General features: G+C 64.3%; 17 protein-coding genes and 1 pseudogene. 8 read left to right on the top strand and 10 right to left on the bottom strand.

Translation table 11 applies throughout. The annotated features are described in order from the left end of the window. The first annotated feature begins 71 nt into the window (after window positions 1–71). The 6 genes from ELS24_RS27475 (at window position 72) to ELS24_RS27450 (ending at window position 5,092) form a co-directional block, all read left to right on the top strand. Window positions 72–1,262 carry an amino acid ABC transporter permease gene (locus ELS24_RS27475; RefSeq protein ID WP_050445600.1) on the top strand — a complete coding sequence of 397 codons (1,191 nt, stop codon included), beginning with the start codon at window positions 72–74 and terminating at the stop codon, window positions 1,260–1,262. A gap of 1 nt (window position 1,263) precedes the next feature. Then, window positions 1,264–2,364, top strand: coding sequence for an amino acid ABC transporter permease (locus tag ELS24_RS27470; RefSeq protein WP_050445601.1), 1,101 nt, complete (start codon window positions 1,264–1,266; stop codon window positions 2,362–2,364). Window positions 2,365–2,424: 60 nt separating this feature from the next. Beyond that, window positions 2,425–3,165: an amino acid ABC transporter ATP-binding protein gene (locus tag ELS24_RS27465; RefSeq protein WP_050445733.1), complete on the top strand. Its 741-nt coding sequence runs from the start codon at window positions 2,425–2,427 to the stop codon at window positions 3,163–3,165. Window positions 3,166–3,298: 133 nt separating this feature from the next. Beyond that, the gene (locus ELS24_RS27460; RefSeq protein ID WP_275066551.1) at window positions 3,299–3,634 is read left to right on the top strand and encodes a type II toxin-antitoxin system RelE/ParE family toxin; all 336 of its coding nucleotides are present in this window, start codon (window positions 3,299–3,301) and stop codon (window positions 3,632–3,634) included. Next, entirely contained in the window at window positions 3,631–3,939 is a 309-nt protein-coding gene (locus ELS24_RS27455; protein WP_127185936.1) for an addiction module antidote protein, read from the top strand. Before ELS24_RS27460 ends, ELS24_RS27455 begins: the two co-directional genes overlap by 4 nt. Before the next feature lie 121 nt (window positions 3,940–4,060). Next, the gene (locus ELS24_RS27450) at window positions 4,061–5,092 is read left to right on the top strand and encodes a Bug family tripartite tricarboxylate transporter substrate binding protein (RefSeq protein WP_127185935.1); all 1,032 of its coding nucleotides are present in this window, start codon (window positions 4,061–4,063) and stop codon (window positions 5,090–5,092) included. 337 nt (window positions 5,093–5,429) lie between these two features. Here the strand turns inward: ELS24_RS27450 and ELS24_RS27445 are convergent, their stop codons facing one another. From ELS24_RS27445 to gtdA, 8 genes and pseudogenes are all read right to left on the bottom strand, one after another. Continuing rightward, a complete protein-coding gene (locus tag ELS24_RS27445; RefSeq protein WP_127185934.1) occupies window positions 5,430–6,605 on the bottom strand; it encodes an ABC transporter substrate-binding protein in 1,176 nt (391 codons plus the stop codon). Window positions 6,606–6,664: 59 nt separating this feature from the next. Further along, window positions 6,665–7,897 carry a 3-hydroxybenzoate 6-monooxygenase gene (locus tag ELS24_RS27440; protein WP_127185933.1) on the bottom strand — a complete coding sequence of 411 codons (1,233 nt, stop codon included), beginning with the start codon at window positions 7,895–7,897 and terminating at the stop codon, window positions 6,665–6,667. Window positions 7,898–7,916: 19 nt separating this feature from the next. Continuing rightward, a complete protein-coding gene (locus ELS24_RS27435) occupies window positions 7,917–9,269 on the bottom strand; it encodes an FAD-dependent oxidoreductase (RefSeq protein WP_127185932.1) in 1,353 nt (450 codons plus the stop codon). A 31-nt stretch (window positions 9,270–9,300) separates the two neighbouring features. Beyond that, window positions 9,301–10,317 (bottom strand): Bug family tripartite tricarboxylate transporter substrate binding protein, encoded by a 1,017-nt coding sequence (locus tag ELS24_RS27430; protein WP_127185931.1) that lies wholly within the window; start codon window positions 10,315–10,317, stop codon window positions 9,301–9,303. Beyond that, window positions 10,310–10,687, bottom strand: a complete 378-nt coding sequence (locus tag ELS24_RS27425; RefSeq protein ID WP_050445609.1) for a chorismate mutase — start codon at window positions 10,685–10,687, stop codon at window positions 10,310–10,312. Before ELS24_RS27425 ends, ELS24_RS27430 begins: the two co-directional genes overlap by 8 nt. Window positions 10,688–10,709: 22 nt before the next feature. Beyond that, a complete protein-coding gene (gene maiA / locus ELS24_RS27420; protein ID WP_127185930.1) occupies window positions 10,710–11,348 on the bottom strand; it encodes a maleylacetoacetate isomerase in 639 nt (212 codons plus the stop codon). A gap of 12 nt (window positions 11,349–11,360) precedes the next feature. After that, window positions 11,361–12,058 (bottom strand): annotated as a pseudogene (locus ELS24_RS27415) (fumarylacetoacetate hydrolase family protein). Between the two features lie 103 nt (window positions 12,059–12,161). After that, window positions 12,162–13,214: a gentisate 1,2-dioxygenase gene (gene gtdA / locus ELS24_RS27410; protein ID WP_050445612.1), complete on the bottom strand. Its 1,053-nt coding sequence runs from the start codon at window positions 13,212–13,214 to the stop codon at window positions 12,162–12,164. Window positions 13,215–13,398: 184 nt separating this feature from the next. Here gtdA and ELS24_RS27405 point away from each other — a divergent pair, with 184 nt between their 5' ends. Together ELS24_RS27405 and ELS24_RS27400 are read left to right on the top strand one after the other, a co-directional pair. Continuing rightward, window positions 13,399–14,334 carry a LysR family transcriptional regulator gene (locus ELS24_RS27405; protein ID WP_050445613.1) on the top strand — a complete coding sequence of 312 codons (936 nt, stop codon included), beginning with the start codon at window positions 13,399–13,401 and terminating at the stop codon, window positions 14,332–14,334. Beyond that, window positions 14,334–14,951 carry a hypothetical protein gene (locus ELS24_RS27400; RefSeq protein ID WP_127185929.1) on the top strand — a complete coding sequence of 206 codons (618 nt, stop codon included), beginning with the start codon at window positions 14,334–14,336 and terminating at the stop codon, window positions 14,949–14,951. The genes ELS24_RS27405 and ELS24_RS27400 overlap by 1 nt, the downstream gene beginning before the upstream one ends. A gap of 264 nt (window positions 14,952–15,215) precedes the next feature. Here the strand turns inward: ELS24_RS27400 and ELS24_RS27395 are convergent, their stop codons facing one another. Continuing rightward, window positions 15,216–16,694, bottom strand: coding sequence for an efflux transporter outer membrane subunit (locus tag ELS24_RS27395; RefSeq protein WP_127185928.1), 1,479 nt, complete (start codon window positions 16,692–16,694; stop codon window positions 15,216–15,218). A 68-nt stretch (window positions 16,695–16,762) separates the two neighbouring features. Continuing rightward, window positions 16,763–19,978, bottom strand: coding sequence for an efflux RND transporter permease subunit (locus ELS24_RS27390; RefSeq protein ID WP_127185927.1), 3,216 nt, complete (start codon window positions 19,976–19,978; stop codon window positions 16,763–16,765). Window positions 19,979–19,987: the final 9 nt, after the last annotated feature.

The following is a 19,987-nucleotide window of genomic DNA, read 5'->3' as shown; positions in this document are numbered from 1 at the left end:
CGAGCGGGCGGCAGGAGTAGGGGTGGCCTTGCCGGCGTTGCCGCCCGGTTTACGACTTCTGTAGATTCATCATGACGACTTCTAAAAATAATGCCCCAATTGCGGCTCCTCGCCGGCGGCTCAACTGGAACGACCCCGGCGTGCGCTCGGTGGTGTACCAGGTGTTCGCGCTGGCCGCGGTGGCCTGGGCAGTGTGGTTCCTGGTTTCCAACACGCTACATAACCTGTCCGTGCGCAATATCGCCACGGGCTTCGGGTTTCTGAGCCGAGAAGCCGGATTCGCGATCGGCGAAACGCCCATCGACTACTCCCCCACGAATGATTACGGCCGCGCCATTCTGGTCGGCTTGCTCAACACCTTGCGCGTCGCCGTCATCGGCATCGTGCTTGCCACCATCCTCGGCACCCTGATCGGCATTGGCCGACTGTCCAAGAATTGGCTCGTCGCCAAGATCACCTCGGTTTACGTCGAAGTGATGCGCAACGTGCCGCTCTTGCTGCAATTGTTCTTCTGGTACGCGCTGATCACGGAAAACATGCCGGGTCCGCGCCAGGCGCACAATCCGCTGCCCGGCGTCTTCATTTCCAACCGCGGCCTGAAGGTGCCCTCGCTGGAAGGCAATTCGCTGGATTGGATGCTGGCGGGCCTGGGCCTGGCCATCGTCGCCATCATCTTCCTGGGCCACTACGGCAAGAAGCGCCAGGAAGCCACCGGCCAGGTGTTCCCGCTGGGCCGCTGGGCCATGGGCTTGTTGATTGGCTTGCCCATCGTGGGCTGGCTGGTCAGCGGTGCGTCGCTGTCGCTGCAGATGCCGGAACTCAAGGGCTTCAACTTCGCGGGCGGCCTGACGCTGTCACCGGAATTCGCCGCGCTGCTGGCGGGTCTGGTGATCTATACGTCGGCTTTCATTGCCGAAGTGGTGCGCTCGGGCATCCAGGCCGTGAACAACGGCCAATGGGAAGCCGCCGGTTCGCTGGGCCTGCCGCGCGCCAAGGTGCTGCGCCTGGTGATTCTGCCGCAGGCGCTGCGCGTGATCATCCCCCCGATGACCAGCCAGTACCTGAACCTGACGAAGAACAGCTCGCTGGCCGTGGCTATCGGCTATCCGGACATCGTGTCGGTGGTCAACACCACGCTGAATCAGACGGGCCAGGCCATCGAGGGCATTCTCATCATCATGGGCGCGTACCTCACGGTCAGCCTCTCGATCTCGATATTCATGAACTGGTACAACAAGCGCATCGCGCTGGTGGAGCGTTGAGATGAGCAGCACTACGCATACCCCCACCGACGCCATGCCGCCGCCCAGCACGCATGTGGGCCCCTGGGCATGGCTGAAATCCCGCCTGTTCTCATCACCGCTGAACATCCTCATCACGGTACTGCTTGCGTGGTTCCTGCTGATGTCGGTGCCGGCGCTGCTGGAATGGGCATTCTTCAAAGCCGACTTCAATGCGACCAATGCCCAGGAATGCCGGGCCTCGGGTGGCGCCTGCTGGGCGTTCATCATCGAGAAGCACCGGCTGATTCTGTTCGGCACCTATCCGTTCGACGAGCAATGGCGGCCGCTGATCGCCACCATCCTGCTGGTGGGCGTGATTGTGTGCAGCGGCATCCGTGCCTTCTGGAACTGGAAACTGGCCGTCATCTGGGTCGTGGGCCTGACCGCGGTTGCGCTCTTGATGTGGGGCGGCGTGTTCGGCCTGACCTACGTGGAAAACGCACGCTGGGGCGGCCTGCCGCTGACGCTGATCCTGTCCACGTTCGGCATCGCCTTCGCGTTCCCGATCGGCGTGTTGCTGGCCTTGGGCCGGCGCTCGAAGATGCCGGCCATCAAGGCGCTGTGCGTCGTGTACATCGAACTGATCCGTGGCGTGCCGCTGATCAGCCTGCTGTTCATGTCGTCGGTGATGCTGCCGCTGTTCCTGCCGGAAGGGTTTTCCATCGACAAGCTGCTGCGCGCGCAGATCGCCATCATCATGTTCGCCGCCGCCTACATCGCGGAAACGGTGCGCGGTGGTTTGCAGGCGATCCCGAAGGGGCAATACGAAGGCGCGGATTCGCTGGGCCTGAAGTACTGGCAGCAGATGCGCAAGATCATCCTGCCGCAGGCACTGAAGATCGTGATTCCGCCGCTGGTCAGCATTTTCATCGCGCTGTTCAAGGACACCTCGCTGGTGGTCATCATCGGCATTTTCGACCTGACCTTGGCAGCCAAGGCGGCCTTGTCGGATGCGGCATGGCGTGGATTCGGCGTAGAGGCGTACCTGTTCATCTCGCTGATCTACTTCGTGTTCTGCTTTTCCATGTCCAAGTACAGCCAGGCGCTTGAAAAACGTCTTGCGACGGGTCACCAACGCTAGTCAATGCCGCGCGCCTGCCTGCCGGCGGGCGCGCACAGCGATATTTACGGGAGTACAGGCATGTCGGATGCCATTATTCGTTTGCAGGACGTGAACAAGTGGTACGGCCAGTTCCACGTGTTGCGCAATATCAATCTGGACGTGGCGCAGGGTGAGCGCATTGTGGTGTGCGGCCCGTCGGGTTCGGGCAAGTCCACGATGATCCGCTGCATCAATCGTCTGGAAGAGCACCAGAAGGGCCACATCATTGTCGATGGCACCGAGCTCACCAATGACTTGAAGCACATCGAGACGATCCGCAAGGACGTCGGCATGGTGTTCCAGCACTTCAACCTGTTCCCGCACCTGACGGTGCTGGAAAACCTGACGTTGGGACCCATGTGGGTGCTGAAGAAGCCGCGCGCGGAAGCCGAGGCCACCGCCATGAAATACCTGGAGCGCGTGCGCATTCCGGAACAGGCCAAGAAATTCCCCGGCCAGTTGTCGGGCGGCCAGCAGCAGCGCGTGGCCATTGCGCGGTCGTTGTGCATGAGCCCGAAGATCATGCTGTTTGATGAGCCGACGTCGGCGCTTGACCCCGAAATGGTCAAGGAAGTGCTGGACGTGATGGTCACGTTGGCCCAGGAAAGCGGCATGACGATGATCTGCGTGACCCACGAAATGGGCTTCGCGCGCAAAGTCGCCAACCGCGTCATCTTCATGGACCGTGGCGAAATCATCGAACAAAACACGCCCGATCAGTTCTTCGACAACCCGCAGAACGAACGGACCCAGCTTTTCCTGAGCCAGATCCTGCACTGATCCCCTCAAGAACCGCCGTTTTGGCAATCACCCCAAAGCTTGGATTTCGATCCGGGTTTTGGGGTGTTTTGTTTTGGCGCGACGAAATTGTGTGGCCGGCTGACGCTACGGGAGGATCTTGCCGTTGTTCTAAATGTACCTTTTGAGCGACATTCTCGGTATGCTTAGATTCCGAGAAACCGAGGCGTTCACCCGTTGGCTAAATTCACTCCGAGACTTGCGGGCGCGTGCTCAAATCCTGCGCCGATTGTCGCGCGCCATGAATGGGAATTTTGGCTACGTAGAGCCAGTGGGCGAGGGCGTCAGTGAAATGCGCGTGAATATTGGCGCCGGCTACCGGGTGTACTACGCCCGAGCCGACGAGGTGGTCTACGTGCTGCTTTGCGGCGGAAACAAGACCAGGCAGGGCAAAGACATTGCCCAAGCCAAACGCCTTTGGACGGAAATTAAGCGGAGCATCGAGAAATGACGAAATTACGCGACTTCGACGCAGCGAATTATTTGAAAGATGACGAAACGATCGCGCATTACCTGGCGGACGCGGCGGCGGAGGACGATCCTGACGCCTTCCTGCAAGCCCTGGGCGACGTGGCGCGCGCGCGCGGCATCACTGAAATTGCTCGTGAGACAGGGCTTGCCAGAACAAACCTGTATCGGGTGCTGGCCCCCGGCGCGAACCCCAGCTACCACACCCTGCGCAAGGTCATGAACGCACTAGGCGTTTCACTCACCGCGCTGGTCAGGCGCAAATCCGAACCCACGCCGCAAGGCTGATCGGTGCACGTGCGGCGCTGAAATCCCGCTGACCCGCGCGAATATCGGGCCAATCTGCCGCGTATCCCTTTGTTACGCCAACACTTGGGCTGCGGTATGCTACAGGCCGCCATTGATCTGGATGAGGAGACAACATCATGACGAATCCCCCCGTAGCGCGGTCCGCCGCGCCCTGTTGCAAGGCGCCGTGGCGCTTGCCGCCACCCTGCCTTTCGGCGCACCCGCGCTGGCCCAAGCCACCGATTTCCCGACCAAGCCGCTTCGCTTTGTCGTGCCTTACCCGCCCGGCGGTCCGCTGGACACCATGGCCCGGCTGCTTGCCGAAAAAGTGCGCGCATCGCTCGGCCAACCCGTGATCGTGGAAAACCGGTCGGGCGCGGGCGGCAACATCGGCGCTGATCTGGTGGCCAAGGCGCCGGCCGATGGCTACACGCTGGTCATGGGCGCGGTGGCCACGCACGCCATCAACCCCTGGCTGTTCGCCAATCTGCCTTACGACCCAGTCAAGGACTTCGCGCCCGTGACGATCGTGGCGGCGGTGCCGAACGTGCTGGTGATGAACAATGAATTCGCCGACAAGAACAACATCAAGACGCTGGCCGACCTGATCGCTTACGCGAAGAAGAATCCGGGCAAGCTGAACTACGGTTCGGGCGGCAACGGCAGCGCGGGCCATCTGTCGGGCGAACTGCTGAAGGCGCGCGCCGACATCAAGGTTGAACACATTCCCTATCAAGGCGCGGCGCCCGCGCAGTTGGCGTTGTTGTCGGGCCAGTCGGATTTCATGTTCGACAACCTGGCTGCATCGGCACCCTTGATCAAGGACGGCAAGGTCAAGGCGCTGGCGGTGACGACGGCCAAGCGTTCGTCGTTGCTGGCGGATGTGCCGACGGTTGAAGAGTCGGGCATCAAGGGCTTTGACCTGGGTACCTGGTTTGGGGTGTTCACGACCGGCGGCACGCCCGCGCCGGTGGTGGCGAAGCTGAACAAGGCCTATGCGGATGCGATGCAGCAGCCGGACGTGAAGCAGCGCCTGCTGATGATGGGTTCGGAAGCCACGCCGATGACGCCGGAAGCGTTTGCCGAATTTGTGAAGAGTGAGAAGGCGAAGTACCAGGAGATCGTGAAGATCTCGGGGGCGAGTTTGAATTGAGGGTGTGATGGGTTTGCGCGGTCGGCGGCGGGGTTCTATTTACAAGCCCCGCGCGCCACACCCATCCTACGCGGATTGATCCCGGACCCGTAGGATGGGTGTAGCGCGGCAAGATTGAGCAAAGAACACCAACGCCAAACGCGCGAAACCCATCAAGCAGCGGTGAAAGCACGCTAGCGCTCACAATAGAAAAAACAGCCGGCAGAATGGACTAAAAGCCTATCCATCTGCCGGCTGTTTTGCTTTTGGAGATCTACGCGCGATCCTGCATCGCCTGATGGGTTACGCGCGATTCACGCCTGTGTTCTTTTTACGGATCCGGCGCGCTCCACCCATCCTACATTTTGCAGGTTGCCGCGTGCACGTCGGTGTGATCGCGCGCCAGCACCTTTACGTTTTTGTAGACCAGCTTGCCGCTCGCATCCGCTTCGATGTGCAGCAGGTACCAATCCTGGATCGGGTGCTGATTCGGCCCAAACTTGAACTTTCCGCGCACGCTGGAAAAATCGGCTTTGCGCAGCGCGGCGCGGAAGTCGTCGGCGCGGCCGGTGATGTCGCCGTTGACGGCCTTTAACGCTGACGCGATCAGATTCGCGGTGTCGTAGGCTTGCGCCGCATACGCCGTGGGCGCGCGTTGATACGCCTTGCTGAACGCCTCGACGAAATGCTTGTTCTGCGGGTTGTCCAGGTCCGCGCTCCATAGCGAACTCAGGTAGAACCCCTTGCCTGCCGTACCCGTCGCGGCCAGCATGCGTTCGTCCATGGAATAGATCGGTGTGATCATCTTGATCTTGTCCGACAGGCCCGAATTGGCGAACTGCTTGGTCAGGTTGATGCCCGCGCCGCCCGGATGAAACTGGAAAATCGCATCGGGATTCAACGCGCGGATGCGGGCCAGTTCAACCGAGAAATCCGACTGGTCCAACTTCGTGTAGATCTCTTCAACGATGTCGCCCTTGTACGCGCGCTTGAAGCCGGCGACGGCATCGCGGCCGGCCTGGTAGTTGGGCGCCATCACCACCACGCGCTTCACACCCAATTCATTCGCGGCGATGCCGGCGGTGTCGGCGTACGAGTCGTTCTGAAAGGCGACCGCGAAGTAGTTCGGGTTGCAGGCCTTGCCCGCGTAGTTGGAGGGGCCGGCGTTCAGGCTGACGTAGAAGCCGCCCGCGTTCAGCACCGTGGGGCCAACCGCCGCCATGACGTTTGAAAAGTTCACGCCCGTGAAAAGGCGCACGCCGTCCTGCACCATCCTGTCGGCGGTTTGCTTGGCGTTGGCGGGCTTGAGCGCATCGTCTTCCACGCGCACATTGACCGGCACGCCGCCCAGCTTGCCGCCGCCTTCCTTGACGGCCAGCATGAAGGCGTCGCGCTCGTCTTCGCCGATGTAGCCGGCGGGCGTGGACAGCGTGCCGATAAAGCCGATGTCCAGCGGCTTGCCCTGCGCGCCAGCGGCGCATGCCGTCAGCGCCAACGCCAGGGCAGCGGCGCCCCGTAGGATATGGCATGTCATGGTTGTCTCCTGTTGTGCTCTGGTCTTGTGCTTTGGTCTTGTGCTTCTGTATTGAGTCCCTACGCAAGCGTCAGGCAGTGCTCAACCTTCCAGCCGTACAACCACTGCAACGCGTCGTAGAACTGCGATTGGCTGCGGCCCGTCCACAGCATGTTGCGCACGGTGCGTTCCACGCCACGCGCGTGATACAGCCTGCCCATTTCCCGGGTCGACCAGACCACGCGCGCGCTGCGCGGAATACGCACCGACTCGTACAAGCGGAATGCGGCTTCCAGATCGTGCCCGCATTGGCGCACGGCTTCGCCCAGCGTGACCGCGTCTTCCAGCGCCATGCACGCACCCTGCGCCATGTACTGCGTCATGGGATGCGCCGCGTCGCCCACCAAGGTGACGCGGCCCTGGCCCCAGTGTTCGACCGGGTCGCGGTCGGCGGTGGCCCAGCGCTTCCATGACGTGGGGCGGTCCAGCATCTGATGCGGGCGCGGGTGGATGCCTTCAAAGTACGACAGCACCTCTTCCTTGCTGCCTTCGCGCACGCCCCATTGCTCTTCTTCGCGGCTGTGAAAGGTCACGACCAAGTTGTATTGCTGGCCGCCGCGCAGCGGGTAATGCACCAGATGGCAGCGCGGCCCCGCCCACAGCACGGGCGCGTTGATGCGCAGTTCTTCGGGCATGTTCTCGCGTTCGACCACGGCGCGGTAGACCACGTGGCCTGTCACGCGCGCGGGGTCGCCCACGGTGCGTTCGCGGATCACCGACTTCACGCCGTCCGCGCCCACCACAGCATCCGCGCGGTAGCGTTCGCCGTTCGTGTCCACCACTTCCACGCCTTGCCCGTCTTGCGACATGGCGGCGATTTGCGTCGACGTTCGAAAACGGATCAACGGGTTTTGCTGCACGGCTTCAAGTATCGACAAATGAATGTCGGCGCGATGGATCACCGCATACGGGCCGCCAAAGCGCGCACGAAAGGCCTCGCCCGTGTCGATGCGCACCACCTCCTGCGCATCCACCGCGTCCATCATGATGATGTGGTCGGTGAACACCGCGCGCGCACGTGCGGTGTCGCCCACGCCCAGTGCGTCCAGCGCCGCGAAGGCGTTGGGGCCAAGCTGGATGCCCGCGCCGATTTCACCGATGTGCGCGGCCTGCTCCAGCAGTTGCACGGCTATGCCTTGCCGGGTCAGCGCCAGCGCGGCCGCCAGCCCGCCGATGCCCCCACCCACCACGATGACGGAGCGCGTGGCGGGTGTGGTTGTTGCCGTTGTCGTTGTTGTCGAGGATGCATTCATATCAAGGTTCCGTGCCGGTTCATTCCTGGCCGCCCAGGAAGGCGCCCTGGCGTGTCAGTTGCGCCTGCAAGGCCGCGATGGGCAGCTCGGCCGGCGAGACGCCCGCGCGCAGCGCCATGGCCGCCGCCGTGCCCGCCGCTTCGCCCATCACAAAGCAACTGCCGCTGACGCGCGCGGCGGACTGGCCTTCATGCGTCATGGACGCGCAGCGGCCCGCCACCAGCACGTTGTCGGCGACGCCCGGCCCGCGCTTGGGCACCATCATCCGAAACGGCAGTTGGTTGTAGCCACGAGATTCCGGAATGGGCGGCCAGACCCATTTCACGTCACCGGCCGTGTGCATTTCCAAGGGCCAGCCGTTCACGCCGATGCTGTCTTCAAAGTCGGCGCAGCCCAGCACGTGCTCTTTGGTCAGCACCGCCTCGCCCACGATGCGGCGGGTTTCGCGTATGCCAAGCTGCGGCGCGATGTCCAGCACGTAGGCCTGTTCAAAGCCTGGCACCTTGGCGCGTAGAAAGGCCAGGTACTGCACGATCTGGCGGCGGCCTTCCAGTTCGCCGGCCGACAGCGAACCGGCGTCGGTGCCGTCGGCCGCGCTGCCATCGGCATTGGCCAATTGCGTAACGTTCACCCGCCATTCGTAGTCGTGCTTTTGCGGGCGCACGATGGCGCCGCGACGCGGGAACGTGAATTCGCCGCTGGCCACGGCCTCGTCCATCAAGAGCGGAATGGTCTTCCAGGCTTCTTGCGCGCGCGCGCCGTCCACGTTGCCTACCTTGAACATCAGCGTGGGGTACAGCATGTGGCCGTGTTCGTCGCCTTTCTCAAACGGCAGGCCGCCCCATTGCGCGATGTCGGCATCGCCCGAGCAGTCGATGAAAACCTTGGCGCGCACCGCGCAACGGCCCGACTTGGTCTCCAGGAACAAGACGTCGACGCGGCCTTGCTCGTCGCGCGCCAGGCCCGTGGCCAGGGCGTGGAACAGCACCTGCGCGCCGCTGTCCTGCACCATGCCGTCGGCCGCGCATTTGAAGGCGGATATGTCATAGGCCTGGGCGTGGATCTTGCCCAGGATCAGGTGCGGGTCGTTCAAGCCATCCATGGCGCGCATGCGGTCCAACAGTTCGTCGGTCATGCCGTGCACCACCTGGCGGATGTTGCCGTGGATGTTGGCGTGCAGCCCGCAGAAATTGGACACGCCAGCGGCGGTGCCCATGCCGCCCAGAAAGCCGTAGCGTTCCACCAGCAGCACGCGCGCGCCGTTGCGGGCGGCGCTGGCGGCAGCCAGCACGCCGGCGGGGCCGCCGCCCAGCACCACGACGTCGAATTCGCCGTAGAGCGGCACCTGGCGGGCGGGTTCGGTAATGAGCATTGATGTCCTCCTTGCTTGTCTTGCGTATGCCTTACTGTCCCTTGATGCCCAGCTTCTTGATCAAGGGTTCCCAGCGCTTGAGCTCTTCATCCATGTAGGCGCGGAATTCGGCCGGCGTGCTGCCCACGGGGTCCATGTACTGCGCTTGCAGGCGCTTGGCCACCTCGGGGTCGCGGATGGCCTGGATCAGTGCGTCCGACAATTTTTTCTGTATGTCGGCCGGCACCTTGGACGACACCACGAAGCCGATCCACGCCGAGCCCTCGATGCCCGGCACGCCCACTTCCGCCAAGGTCGGAATATCGGGCAGCAGCGCGGAACGCTTGGATGAGGTCACCGCCAGCGCCTTCAAGCGCCCGTCCTTCACCATTGGCATGACGGCAATGGGCGGCAGCGCGGCAAACTGCGTATCGCCCGACAGCAGCGACGTCAGCGCGGCGGGCGACGACGGGTAGGGCACGTGCATGGCGCGCGCGCCGATCTGTTGCAGCAACAGCTCAACCGCCAGATGCGATACGGTGCCCGCGCCCGGCGAAGGGAAGTTGTATTTGTCCGGATTCTTCTTCAGCGCGTCAAGCAACTGCCCCACGTTGGCAATGCCGGCTGACGCGGGCACCACCAACACGTTGGGCTGATGCACGGCCAGCGTCAGCGGCGACAGATCGGTGGCGGGCGCATAAGGCAGCTTGTCGAACAGCAGCGTGTTGTTCACCAGCGGGCCCGTGATAGACACGCCGAAGGTGTAGCCGTCGGGCTTGGCGTTGGCGATGGCATAGGTGCCGATGTTGCCGCTGGCGCCGGGCTTGTTTTCGATGACGATGGTTTGGCCCAGGATGGCGCTGGCCTTTTCACCGACCACACGCGCCACCTGATCCGGGCTGGACCCGGGGCCGAACGGCACGATGGCCTTCAAGGGTTGCGACGGCCAGGCGTCGGCGGCCTGTGAGTTGGCGGTCGTGGCGGCCAGCGAAGCGCAGGAGGCCACCGCCAACGTCAAGGCGCGCGCCATCAAGCTTAGGGGTCGCCCCTGCGAAAAAAACTTAGTCATCGGTGTCTCCCACATTTTTCATGTTGTCGAAATAGGTTTGCTCGTTGGCGATGAACGCCGCCACCATCGCGCGATAGGTCGCATCCACCACCGCTTCCAGATTGGCAAAGCCGCGGTTGTGGCGGGTGGCCAGCGCGCGCGCCTTGTCAAACACCTGGGCCTGGCGCGCGGGCGCGCTGACCTGGTAGGCGTCGCGCTTGAAGCGCGCCGCGTCTTTCACATACATCGCGCGTTCGGCGATCAGGCGCACGATCTCGTCGTCCAGCCGGTCGATGTGGGCGCGCACCTCGGCCAGGTTGGCGCACAGGGGTTGGTAGGCGGGGTCGGTGTACTCGCGCAGCGGCGCGCCTTGGGTGTCGGGTTCTTGCATGGGTGTGCTCATCGTCATTGCGTCATGGGGTGGCGTCGGGTTGGCGGGCGGGCGCGGCTTGCTGGAACGCGGGCTGCGCGTTGCAGTGCGCATGGACGCTCAGGATGCGCGGGAACGCAGACAGGTCGCAGCCCATGCGCTGCGCGTTGGCCACTTGCGGCACCAGGCAGCAATCGGCCAGCGTGGGCGCGTCACCAAAGCAGTACGCGCCGTGGCCATGGCGGACCAGCAACTCTTCAACCGCGCCCAGGCCTTCGTTTACCCAGTGCTGATACCAGGTGTTTTTCTGCGCCTCGCTCGCGCCCAGCACGTCTTGCAGATAGCGCAGGACGCGCATGTTGTTGACCGGATGGATGTCGCAGGCGATGGCGTTGGACAGTTCCAGCACCCGCGCGCGCGCCAGGGTGTCGGCGGGTATCAGGCGCGGCTCGGGGTGCGTGGCGTCCAGGTAGTCGATGATGGCCAGCGATTGCGACAGGTGGACATCGCCATCGATCAGCAGCGGCACACCGGCCGACGGGTTTTTGGCCACGTACTCGGGCGCGCGTTGTTCCTGCTTGCGCAGGTTCACGGGCAATACCTCGTAAGGCAGGCCCTTGAGCGCCAGCGCGATGCGCACGCGGTACGACGTGGAACTGTTGAAAAAGCTGTGTAGTTGCATGGGGCCTCCGGGTCAGACCATCTGCACGCTTAGCGTGCCCAGCCCGTCGACACCGCCCAGCATCCTGTCGCCGCGCACCACGGGGCCGACGCCTTCCGGCGTGCCGGTGTAGATCAGGTCGCCCGCTTCCAGCCGGAAGTAGCGCGACAGGTAGGCGATGGTTTCGGCCACGGACCAGATCAGTTTGCCGGTGTCGCTGCGTTGCTTGTCGGCGCCATTGACCTGTAGCCAGATGCCGGCCTGGTGTATGCCCGCAACGGATGCGGCCGGATGCAGCGGGCCGATGGGCGCGCTTTGGTCGAAGGCCTTGCCCAATTCCCAGGGGCGGCCGGCTTCGCGCATCTTCATCTGCAAGTCGCGGCGCGTCATGTCCAGGCCCACGGCGTAACCCCATACGTGTTGCAGCGCGTCGTCTACCGCAATGTTGGCGCCGCCCTGGCCGATGGCGGCAACCAGTTCAATCTCGTAATGCAGGTTGGCGGTCTCGGGGGGTAGGACAGCTCCAGCGTCTGGCCGTCCGCCACCGGCACGACGGCGTCGGCGGGCTTGCAGAAAAAGAAGGGCGGTTCGCGGTCGGGGTCAAAGCCCATCTCGCGCGCGTGGGCGGCGTAGTTGCGGCCCACGCAGTAGACGCGGCGCACGGGAAAGGCATCCTGGCCGCCGGCCACGGGCACGGCGACGGGAGCGGCGGGAGCAAACACGAAAGGCATGGATCAACCTTTGATCGAAGAGGCGGGAAACAAAGCGGAAAGCAAGCAGAAAACAAGAAGAAAGCGGGCCGCAAACCCCGCGCAGCGAACCGCGCGGCGCGAATCAGCCGACGCGTTCTTCGCGCCATACGCCCAGCGCGTCTTGCACGGGGCGGTCGGAATAGCTGAACAGCGTGGCGTCGTCCAGCGCGGCCAGTTGCACGGGCAGCCACGACGGCGCCACGAAGACGTCGCGCGGACCGAAGTGGAATTCGTCTTCACCAATGCGCGCGATGCCCCGGCCTTCCACCACGCTGTAGACGGTGGAGTCGGTGCTGCGATAGGGCTTGCCCTGAAATCCGGCCGGCAGAAACTGCATGAAGGTGGCCATGGTGGGCATGGGGTAGCCGCCCGTGGCCGGGTTCAGGTAGCGCAGCTTCACGCCGTCCCAGGCGTCCAGTTCGCCGTGTCGATAGAGCGAGTCCAGCGCCTCGCGGCTGCGTTCGTAGGGGTAGTTGAAGATGGGCGAGGTGCCGCTGGACACTTGGTGGCGCACTGGCGCCATGTTGTGGCCAAAGCGCGCCATGCTGTCGCCTTCCGGGCGGGTCACGGGTTGAGCGGCTTGCGGATAGTTTTCGGCAAAGCCGGCATCCAGAAAGCGCAGCAAGGGAATGTCCAGGCCATCCAGCCAGACGACGGGCTCGCCGCCCTCGACGGTGTCGGCATTGCCGTGGTCATGCCAGGTCCAGGATGGCGTGATGATGAAGTCGCCCGGATGCATGGTGGTGCGCTCGCCGTTGACGGCGGTGTACGCGCCCCGGCCTTCGACGATGAAGCGCAGCGCCGATTGCGTGTGGCGGTGGCTGGGCGCCACTTCGCCGGGCAGGATCAGTTGCAGGCCCGCGTACAGGCTTTGCGTGATGCTGGCCTGGCCCGGCAGGCCGGGATTTTCCAGAATCAGCACGCGCCGCACGGCTTCCTCGGCGGTAATCAGCGAACCGGATGCCATGACGTCGTCGCGCACATCGTCGTACTTCCAGATGGCGGGTACGCAGCGCGGGGCGGGCTGGCGGGGCACCAGGTTATGCAATGACTCCCAGAGCGGGGCCATGTGTTTCTTGGCGATGCGGGCGTAGTAGCTGCTGCGGTCGGCGCTGGTGGTGTGGCCGTCGGGCATGTTTGTCTCCGGTATGTCCGGCTTGATGCCGGCTTCTACAGGTGGCCGCCGCGTGGTTCGCGGCTGGTCCAGGTTCGAAGACGATTATGCGTAGAACAGCTATGTGTTTTGAAATGAAATTATCTTATTATCCATACCAATAACCATATACATACGAGACAACCCCCCACGGATGAGGGCCTGCATGGACTGGACCCACCGCCTGCGGCTGCGCAATCTGAAGATGCTGTTGAGCCTGGCGCAGACCCGCAACATCAGCCATTCGGCGGCCATGCTGAACACCACGCAGCCCGGCCTGTCGAAGTGGCTGAAAGACCTGGAAGACGATATCGGGCTGCCGCTGTTTGAGCGGCATGCGCGCGGCTTGCGTCCCACGCCGCATGGCGACGTGCTGATCGCGCACGCGCAGCGGCTGGAGGCGCAACTGGACCGCGCCGGCGCCGACATGGCCGCGCTGCGCGAAGGCGGTGGCGGCCGCGTGGTGATTGGGGCTTCGGGCGCGTCGGCCTCCGACACCGTGCCGCTGGCGGTGATGAAGCTGTTGGAACGCATGCCGCAAGCGCGCGTGAAGCTGGTGGAAGGCACCACCGACCGGCTGCTGGCGCAATTGGCGCAGGGCGATCTGGATATCGTCGTGGGCCGCTCGGCGCCTGAACATCACGACCCGGCCATTCGCTTTGAGGCGCTGTACCTGGAACCCATCCACCTGGTGGCGCGGCCGCGTCATCCGCTGTTCGCCATTGAACAGCCGACTTGGCCCGAGCTGCTGTCGTATCGATGGATTCTGTGGCCCAAGGGCACACCGATCCGCAACGCGGTGGACGCGGCACTGGCGGCGGCGGGGCAAGCGCCGCCGGCCGACCACGTGGAATCGAATTCGGTCACGATCAACCTCACGCTGATCAACAACAGCGACATGATCGGCGTGGCCTCGCATCGCGCCGCGCTGCGCTTTTCGCAGATGCGGGCGATGCGGATCATTCCGGTGCGGCTGTCGGGCTTTGGATCGGTGGCGATGTACTGGCGCGAAGATGCGTTCCGACCGCTGGCGGTGCAAGAGGCCATGGCGGCGCTGCGCAACACGGTCGCGGAACACGCGCCGGGCGTGACGCGGCTGTGATGCCATCGTCCGGCGACAAGCCCCAGGCCGGGCTGAACAAGTTGATCGCGCAGTGCCGCAAGGTAGAGGCAGCGCTGTCCGCCCTGGATGACCGAGAAGACCCGGTGGCGTCATCGGCGAGGCAGATAGATGACCCCGACGATCCGGTGGCGTCATCGGCGATGCATCGCTTCGTGGCCGACATGGACGCCCGCCGCGCGCCGCCCGGCATGTGGTCGCCCCTGGTGCTGGCCGTGCTGGTCATGACGGGCGGCTTGGGCGTGGGGATCGAAGTGCTGAGCCTGTTGTTGCAGTCGGCCGGCGCCGCATGGGCGGCGTTCGCGTTGGTGGTGGTATGCGCGGGCACGGCGCTGGCTTTGGCGATAGGCGTGGTGTGGGTGATGGCGGGCAGGTCAGCCGGATTGGTGGTGGTGAAGTGGCTGGTGCTGGCTTTGGTGACCATCGGCGCGCTAGGCCTGGCCGTATGGATGCAAGGTGGGGTGCGCGCGGCGGGGCCCGTGGTCGCATTGCTGGGCGGGTTGGGGGCATGGCTGGTCGTGAACAGCGCAGCGTTCTATGTCTTCGCAGGATACCGCGTGGCGCTACGCGCGACGCAGCGCGGGAAATTCCCAACGTAGGATGGGTGGAGCGCGGCAGAGAATGCAATAGAACGAAATTGCCAATCGCGCGAAACCCATCAAGCAGCGCAACAGTTCTTCTGAAGCTTAGCCATATGGCAACCGTTGCATGATGGGTTACGCGCGTTCGGCGTTTGGGTTCTGGGCATGGCCGTGCCGCGCTGCACCCATCCTACGGGTTTGGCCTTGTGCGATGGGTTACGCGCGTTCGGCGTTTGGGTTCTGGGCATGGCGCGTGCCGCGCTGCACCCATCCTACGCCATCCTACCGGGTGGCCACCGTGTCCGGGGGGACGGGGTTGTCCCAGCCGCCGCCGATGGCGCGGATCAGGGCTACCGCCGAGCGGGCCTGTTCGCCGCTCAACTGTACGGCAACGCGCTGTTGCAGCAGCACGCTGCGGTCGGCTTCGATCACGTCCAGGTAGCTGATGCTACCTTCGCGATACTGCGTGTGCGACAGCATCGCGGCGCGGGCCGAGGCTTGGACGGCGGCGTCTTGCGCCTTGGTCTGGTCGGCCAGGATGCGCAGGTTTGCCAGGTTGTCTTCCACCTCGCGGAAGGCGTTCAGCACCGTTTGGCGATACACAGCAACGTCTTCCTCGTACACGGCGCGAGCGCGGTCCAGGCCGGCCTGGCGGCGGCCGCCGTCGAAGATCGGCATCGACAGCGCGGCGCCCACCAGCGGGCCCAGCAGGAACGTGCGGCTGGACCACTGGAACAGGTTGCCCAGGTCGGACGATTCATAGCCAAAGGCGCCGGTGATGTCCAGGCGCGGGAAGAACGCGGACTTGGCCGCGCCCACGCGGGCATTGGCGGCGGCCATGGCGCGTTCGGCGGCGGCGATGTCGGGGCGGCGTTCCAGCAGGGTGGACGGCAAGCCTGCCGGTATCGACAGCGCCACCTTTTCAATCGGCTGCGGCGGCATTGTGAATTCAGACGGCGCGCGGCCCAACAGCACGGCCAGCGCGTGTTCGGCGGCGGCGCGGCGGCGGTCGATGCCCAGCGCTTCCGACTGCGCCGACGCCAGTTCGGACTTGGCGCGGGCCAGGTCCAGTTCGCTGATGTCGCCGGCGTCGAAACGGCGCTGGATCAATTGCAGCGTGTCGGTGCGCAGCTTGACCGTCTGGTGGTAAAGCTGCGATTCGGCGTCCTGCTCGCGGACCAGGAAATAGGTCGAGGCCACGTCGGCCTGCAAGGCCAGCAGCACCGAGCGGTACAGCGCCTCGCTTTGTTGCGCATCGGCGGTGGCGGCGTCCGCGGTGGAGGCCACGCGGCCAAACAGGTCGGCTTCATACGACACCGCGCCTTGCGCGCGCCACGTCGTCACCGGGCTGGTGGACGTGCCGTCGGGCAGGCCTTGCGACACGGCCGAGGGGCGCTGGCGGTTCGGGCCAAAGGCCGCGTCCAGCGTCGGGAAGAAGCCGGCGCGGGCTTCGCGTTGCAGCGCGCGCGACTGCGCCAGGCGGGCGGCAGCGGCTTGCAGGTTCTGGTTGGCCTGCTGCGCTTCTTCTTCCAACTGGTTCAGGCCTTCGTCGCCGAATATCTTCCACCAGGCGCCGCGCAGCGCGTCTTCCGACGGTTCGGCGGGCTTCCAGGTGCCGGCTTCTGACGCGGGCAAGGCCGCTTCCTTGAAGGTCGCCGGCGTGGCGGCGGATGGCTTTTCATACGTGGGGCCCACCGCGCAGCCGGCCAGCACGAGCAGGACGGCAAGCAGGGCGGAACCGCGGGTCAGTCTTTGGATCATGATGAATTCTCTTTGGCGCGCGCCTTGCCTGGTGGGGCAAGACGCGCTGGCTTCTCTTCTGGCCAACTTCAAGCGTGAGTCTGCGTGGTGGGCGGCGCGTTCGTGTCGATGTGCGGCGCGCACTCCGGCGCTTCATGCGGGGCCGCCGAATGCAGCGGCTTGCCGCCCAGCGAGCGCAGCAACACGTAGAACACCGGTGTCAGGAACAGGCCGAACAAGGTCACGCCCAACATCCCGAAGAACACGGCCACCCCCATGGCATGGCGCATCTCCGAACCAGCGCCCGAGGACAGCACCAGCGGCACCACACCCATGATGAAGGCGATGGACGTCATCAAGATCGGGCGCAGACGCAGGCGGCTGGCTTCAATCGCGGCTTCCAGCGGCGTGCGGCCACTCATCTCAAGCTCTCGGGCGAACTCCACGATCAGAATCGCGTTCTTCGCTGACAAGCCCACCAGCACCATCAAGCCGATCTGCGTGAAGATGTTGTTGTCGTTGCCCGTCAGGTACACGCCCGTCAGCGCGGCCAGGATGCTCATCGGCACGATCAAAATCACGGCCAGCGGCAAGGTCAGGCTTTCGTACAGCGCGGCCAGCACCAGGAACACCAACAGCACGCTGATGGGGAACACCCACAAGCCGGCATTGCCCGCCAAAATCTGCTGATACGTCAGGTCGGTCCATTCGAACTTCACGCCACGCGGCAGCGTTTCGGCGGCGACACGTTCGGCCGCGGCTTGCGCCTGGTCAGACGAGTAGCCGGGCGCCGGGCCGCCGTTGATGTCGGCGGCGGTGTAGCCGTTGTAGCGCACCACCATTTCCGGGCCGAAGGTCTGGTTGACCGTCACCAAGGACGACAGCGGCACCATGTCGCCCGCCGCGTTGCGGGTCTTCAGTTGCAGGATGTCGTCGGCATGCGCGCGGAACTGGGCATCGGCTTGCGCACGCACCTGGAACACGCGGCCAAAACGGTTGAAGTCGTTCACGTACATCGAGCCCAGGTAGATCTGCATGGTGTCGAACACTTCCGTCACCGGCACACCCAGCTGCTTGGCCTTCACGCGGTCCAGGTCCACATCCAATTGCGGCACGTTGATTTCGTAGCTGGAGAACGCCGGGCCCAATTCAGGCGTTTCGCGCGCCTTTGCCAGGAAGGCTTGCTTGGCCTTGTCCAGTTCGGCATAGCCCAGCGCCGCGCGGTCTTCCAGTTGCAGCTTGAAGCCGCCCAGCGTGCCCAGACCCATCACGGGCGGGGGCGGGAACACCGCAATGAACGAGTCTTGGATGGCGGCAAACTTCTGGTTCAGCGATGCGGCAATGGCGTCGCCGGAAAGCTCGGCGCTCTTGCGTTCGTCAAAAGGCTTGAGCGTGACGAACACGATGCCGGCGCTGGAACTATTGGTGAAACCGTTGATCGACAGACCGGGGAAGGCAATGGCGGATTGCACGCCGGGTTCTTTCAGGGCGATATCGCTCATGCGGCGGATCACCGCTTCCGTGCGGTCCAGCGACGCGCCGTTGGGCAACTGCGTGAAGCCGATCAGGTACTGCTTGTCCTGCGCGGGCACGAAGCCGCCGGGCACCAGGTACGACACCCCGATCGTGGCGGCCACCAGCACCGCGTACACGCCCATGGCGCCCGCCTTGCGGCGGATGACGCGCGACACACCCGTGCCGTAGGACTCGGACGCGCGGCCGAACATGTTGTTGAACCAGTTGAAGAAGCGGCCGAAGACGCGGTTCATGCCACGGGTCAGCCAGTCCGGCTTGTCGTGATGGCTTTTCAGCAGCAGGGCCGACAGCGCGGGCGACAGGGTCAGCGAGTTGAAGGCCGAGATCACCGTCGAAATGGCGATGGTCATGGCGAACTGCTTGTAGAACTGGCCGGTCAGGCCTGTCATGAAGGCCAGCGGCACGAACACGGCGCACAGCGTCAACGCGATGGCGATGATGGGGCCGCTGACTTCACGCATGGCCCGATACGTCGCGTCGCGTGGACTCAAGCCCGCCGCGATATTGCGTTCCACGTTTTCCACCACCACGATCGCATCGTCCACCACGATCCCGATGGCCAGCACCATCCCGAAGAGCGAGAGCGCGTTGATGGAATAGCCGAACACCAGCAGCAGCGCGAACGTCCCCACGATGGAAACCGGCACGGCCAGCAGCGGAATGATCGACGCACGCCACGTTTGCAGGAACAGGATCACCACCAGCACCACCAGTGCAATGGCTTCCAGCAGCGTGTGCACCACGGCTTCGATACTGGACCGCACGAACTGCGTGGGGTCGTATTCGATGCGGTACTCCACGCCCGGCGGGAAGTCTTGCGCCAGCTCGGCCATGGCGGCGCGCACCTGGGACGACACGTCCAAGGCGTTGGCGCCCGGCGACTGCATGATGCCCATGCCCACCGCCTGCTTGTTGTCCAGCAGCGAACGCAGGCCGTATTCCTGGGCGTCCAGTTCCACGCGGGCAACGTCGGACAGATAGGTCACGGCGCCATCGGGCGAGGTCTTCAGGATGATGTCGCGGAACTCTTCCTCGGTTTGCAGGCGGCCGCGCGTATTCACGTTCAGTTGCAGCGGCACGTCGCCTTGCGTGGGCGATGCACCGATCACGCCGGCGGCCACCTGCACGTTCTGTTCGCGGATGGCGGCAACAACTTCCGACGCGGTCATGCCGCGCTGCGCCACCTTTTGCGGGTCCAGCCAGATACGCATCGAGTAGTTGCCCGAGCCCCACACCGTGACCTCGCCCACGCCCGTGATGCGGGCCAGGCGGTCCTTCACGTTCAGGATCGCGTAGTTGCGCAGGTAGGTGATGTCGTAGCGGTCGTTAGGCGAGATCAGGTGCACCACCAGCGTCAAGGTGGGCGAGCTCTTGGCGGTGGTCACGCCCAGGCGCTGCACGTCCGGCGGCAGGCGCGGCAGCGCTTGCGACACGCGGTTCTGCACCAGTTGCTGCGCCTTGTCCGGGTCCACGCCCAGCTTGAAGTTGACCGTCAGCGTCAGGTTGCCGTCGCTATTGGCCTGCGACTGCATGTACAGCATGTCTTCGACGCCGTTGATGGATTCTTCCAGCGGCGACGCAACGGTCTCGGCGATGACCTTGGGGTTGGCGCCCGGATACTGCGCGCGCACCACCACCGACGGCGGCACGACTTCCGGGTATTCGGAAATGGGCAGTTGGAACATGGCCAAGAGGCCTGCCAATAGCACCAGAATGGACAGCACGCCGGCGAAGATCGGCCGGTCGATGAAGAACTTTGAGATATTCATGAACGTTCT

This window comes from Achromobacter spanius (assembly GCF_003994415.1).
GTDB lineage: Bacteria > Pseudomonadota > Gammaproteobacteria > Burkholderiales > Burkholderiaceae_B > Achromobacter > Achromobacter spanius_C.
This window is presented reverse-complemented; position numbering and strand designations above follow the sequence as displayed.

Excerpts from the sequence above, each read along its gene's own strand:
- ELS24_RS27475 (WP_050445600.1), top strand. The coding sequence starts at position 72 with ATGACGACTTCTAAAAATAATGCCCCAATTGCGGCTCCTCGCCGGCGG.
- ELS24_RS27470 (WP_050445601.1), top strand. The coding sequence starts at position 1,264 with ATGAGCAGCACTACGCATACCCCCACCGACGCCATGCCGCCGCCCAGC.
- ELS24_RS27465 (WP_050445733.1), top strand. The coding sequence starts at position 2,425 with ATGTCGGATGCCATTATTCGTTTGCAGGACGTGAACAAGTGGTACGGC.
- ELS24_RS27460 (WP_275066551.1), top strand. The coding sequence starts at position 3,299 with ATGTACCTTTTGAGCGACATTCTCGGTATGCTTAGATTCCGAGAAACC.
- ELS24_RS27455 (WP_127185936.1), top strand. The coding sequence starts at position 3,631 with ATGACGAAATTACGCGACTTCGACGCAGCGAATTATTTGAAAGATGAC.
- ELS24_RS27450 (WP_127185935.1), top strand. The coding sequence starts at position 4,061 with ATGAGGAGACAACATCATGACGAATCCCCCCGTAGCGCGGTCCGCCGC.
- ELS24_RS27445 (WP_127185934.1), bottom strand. The coding sequence starts at position 6,605 with ATGACATGCCATATCCTACGGGGCGCCGCTGCCCTGGCGTTGGCGCTG.
- ELS24_RS27440 (WP_127185933.1), bottom strand. The coding sequence starts at position 7,897 with ATGAATGCATCCTCGACAACAACGACAACGGCAACAACCACACCCGCC.
- ELS24_RS27435 (WP_127185932.1), bottom strand. The coding sequence starts at position 9,269 with ATGCTCATTACCGAACCCGCCCGCCAGGTGCCGCTCTACGGCGAATTC.
- ELS24_RS27430 (WP_127185931.1), bottom strand. The coding sequence starts at position 10,317 with ATGACTAAGTTTTTTTCGCAGGGGCGACCCCTAAGCTTGATGGCGCGC.
- ELS24_RS27425 (WP_050445609.1), bottom strand. The coding sequence starts at position 10,687 with ATGCAAGAACCCGACACCCAAGGCGCGCCGCTGCGCGAGTACACCGAC.
- maiA (WP_127185930.1), bottom strand. The coding sequence starts at position 11,348 with ATGCAACTACACAGCTTTTTCAACAGTTCCACGTCGTACCGCGTGCGC.
- gtdA (WP_050445612.1), bottom strand. The coding sequence starts at position 13,214 with ATGCCCGACGGCCACACCACCAGCGCCGACCGCAGCAGCTACTACGCC.
- ELS24_RS27405 (WP_050445613.1), top strand. The coding sequence starts at position 13,399 with ATGGACTGGACCCACCGCCTGCGGCTGCGCAATCTGAAGATGCTGTTG.
- ELS24_RS27400 (WP_127185929.1), top strand. The coding sequence starts at position 14,334 with ATGCCATCGTCCGGCGACAAGCCCCAGGCCGGGCTGAACAAGTTGATC.
- ELS24_RS27395 (WP_127185928.1), bottom strand. The coding sequence starts at position 16,694 with ATGATCCAAAGACTGACCCGCGGTTCCGCCCTGCTTGCCGTCCTGCTC.
- ELS24_RS27390 (WP_127185927.1), bottom strand. The coding sequence starts at position 19,978 with ATGAATATCTCAAAGTTCTTCATCGACCGGCCGATCTTCGCCGGCGTG.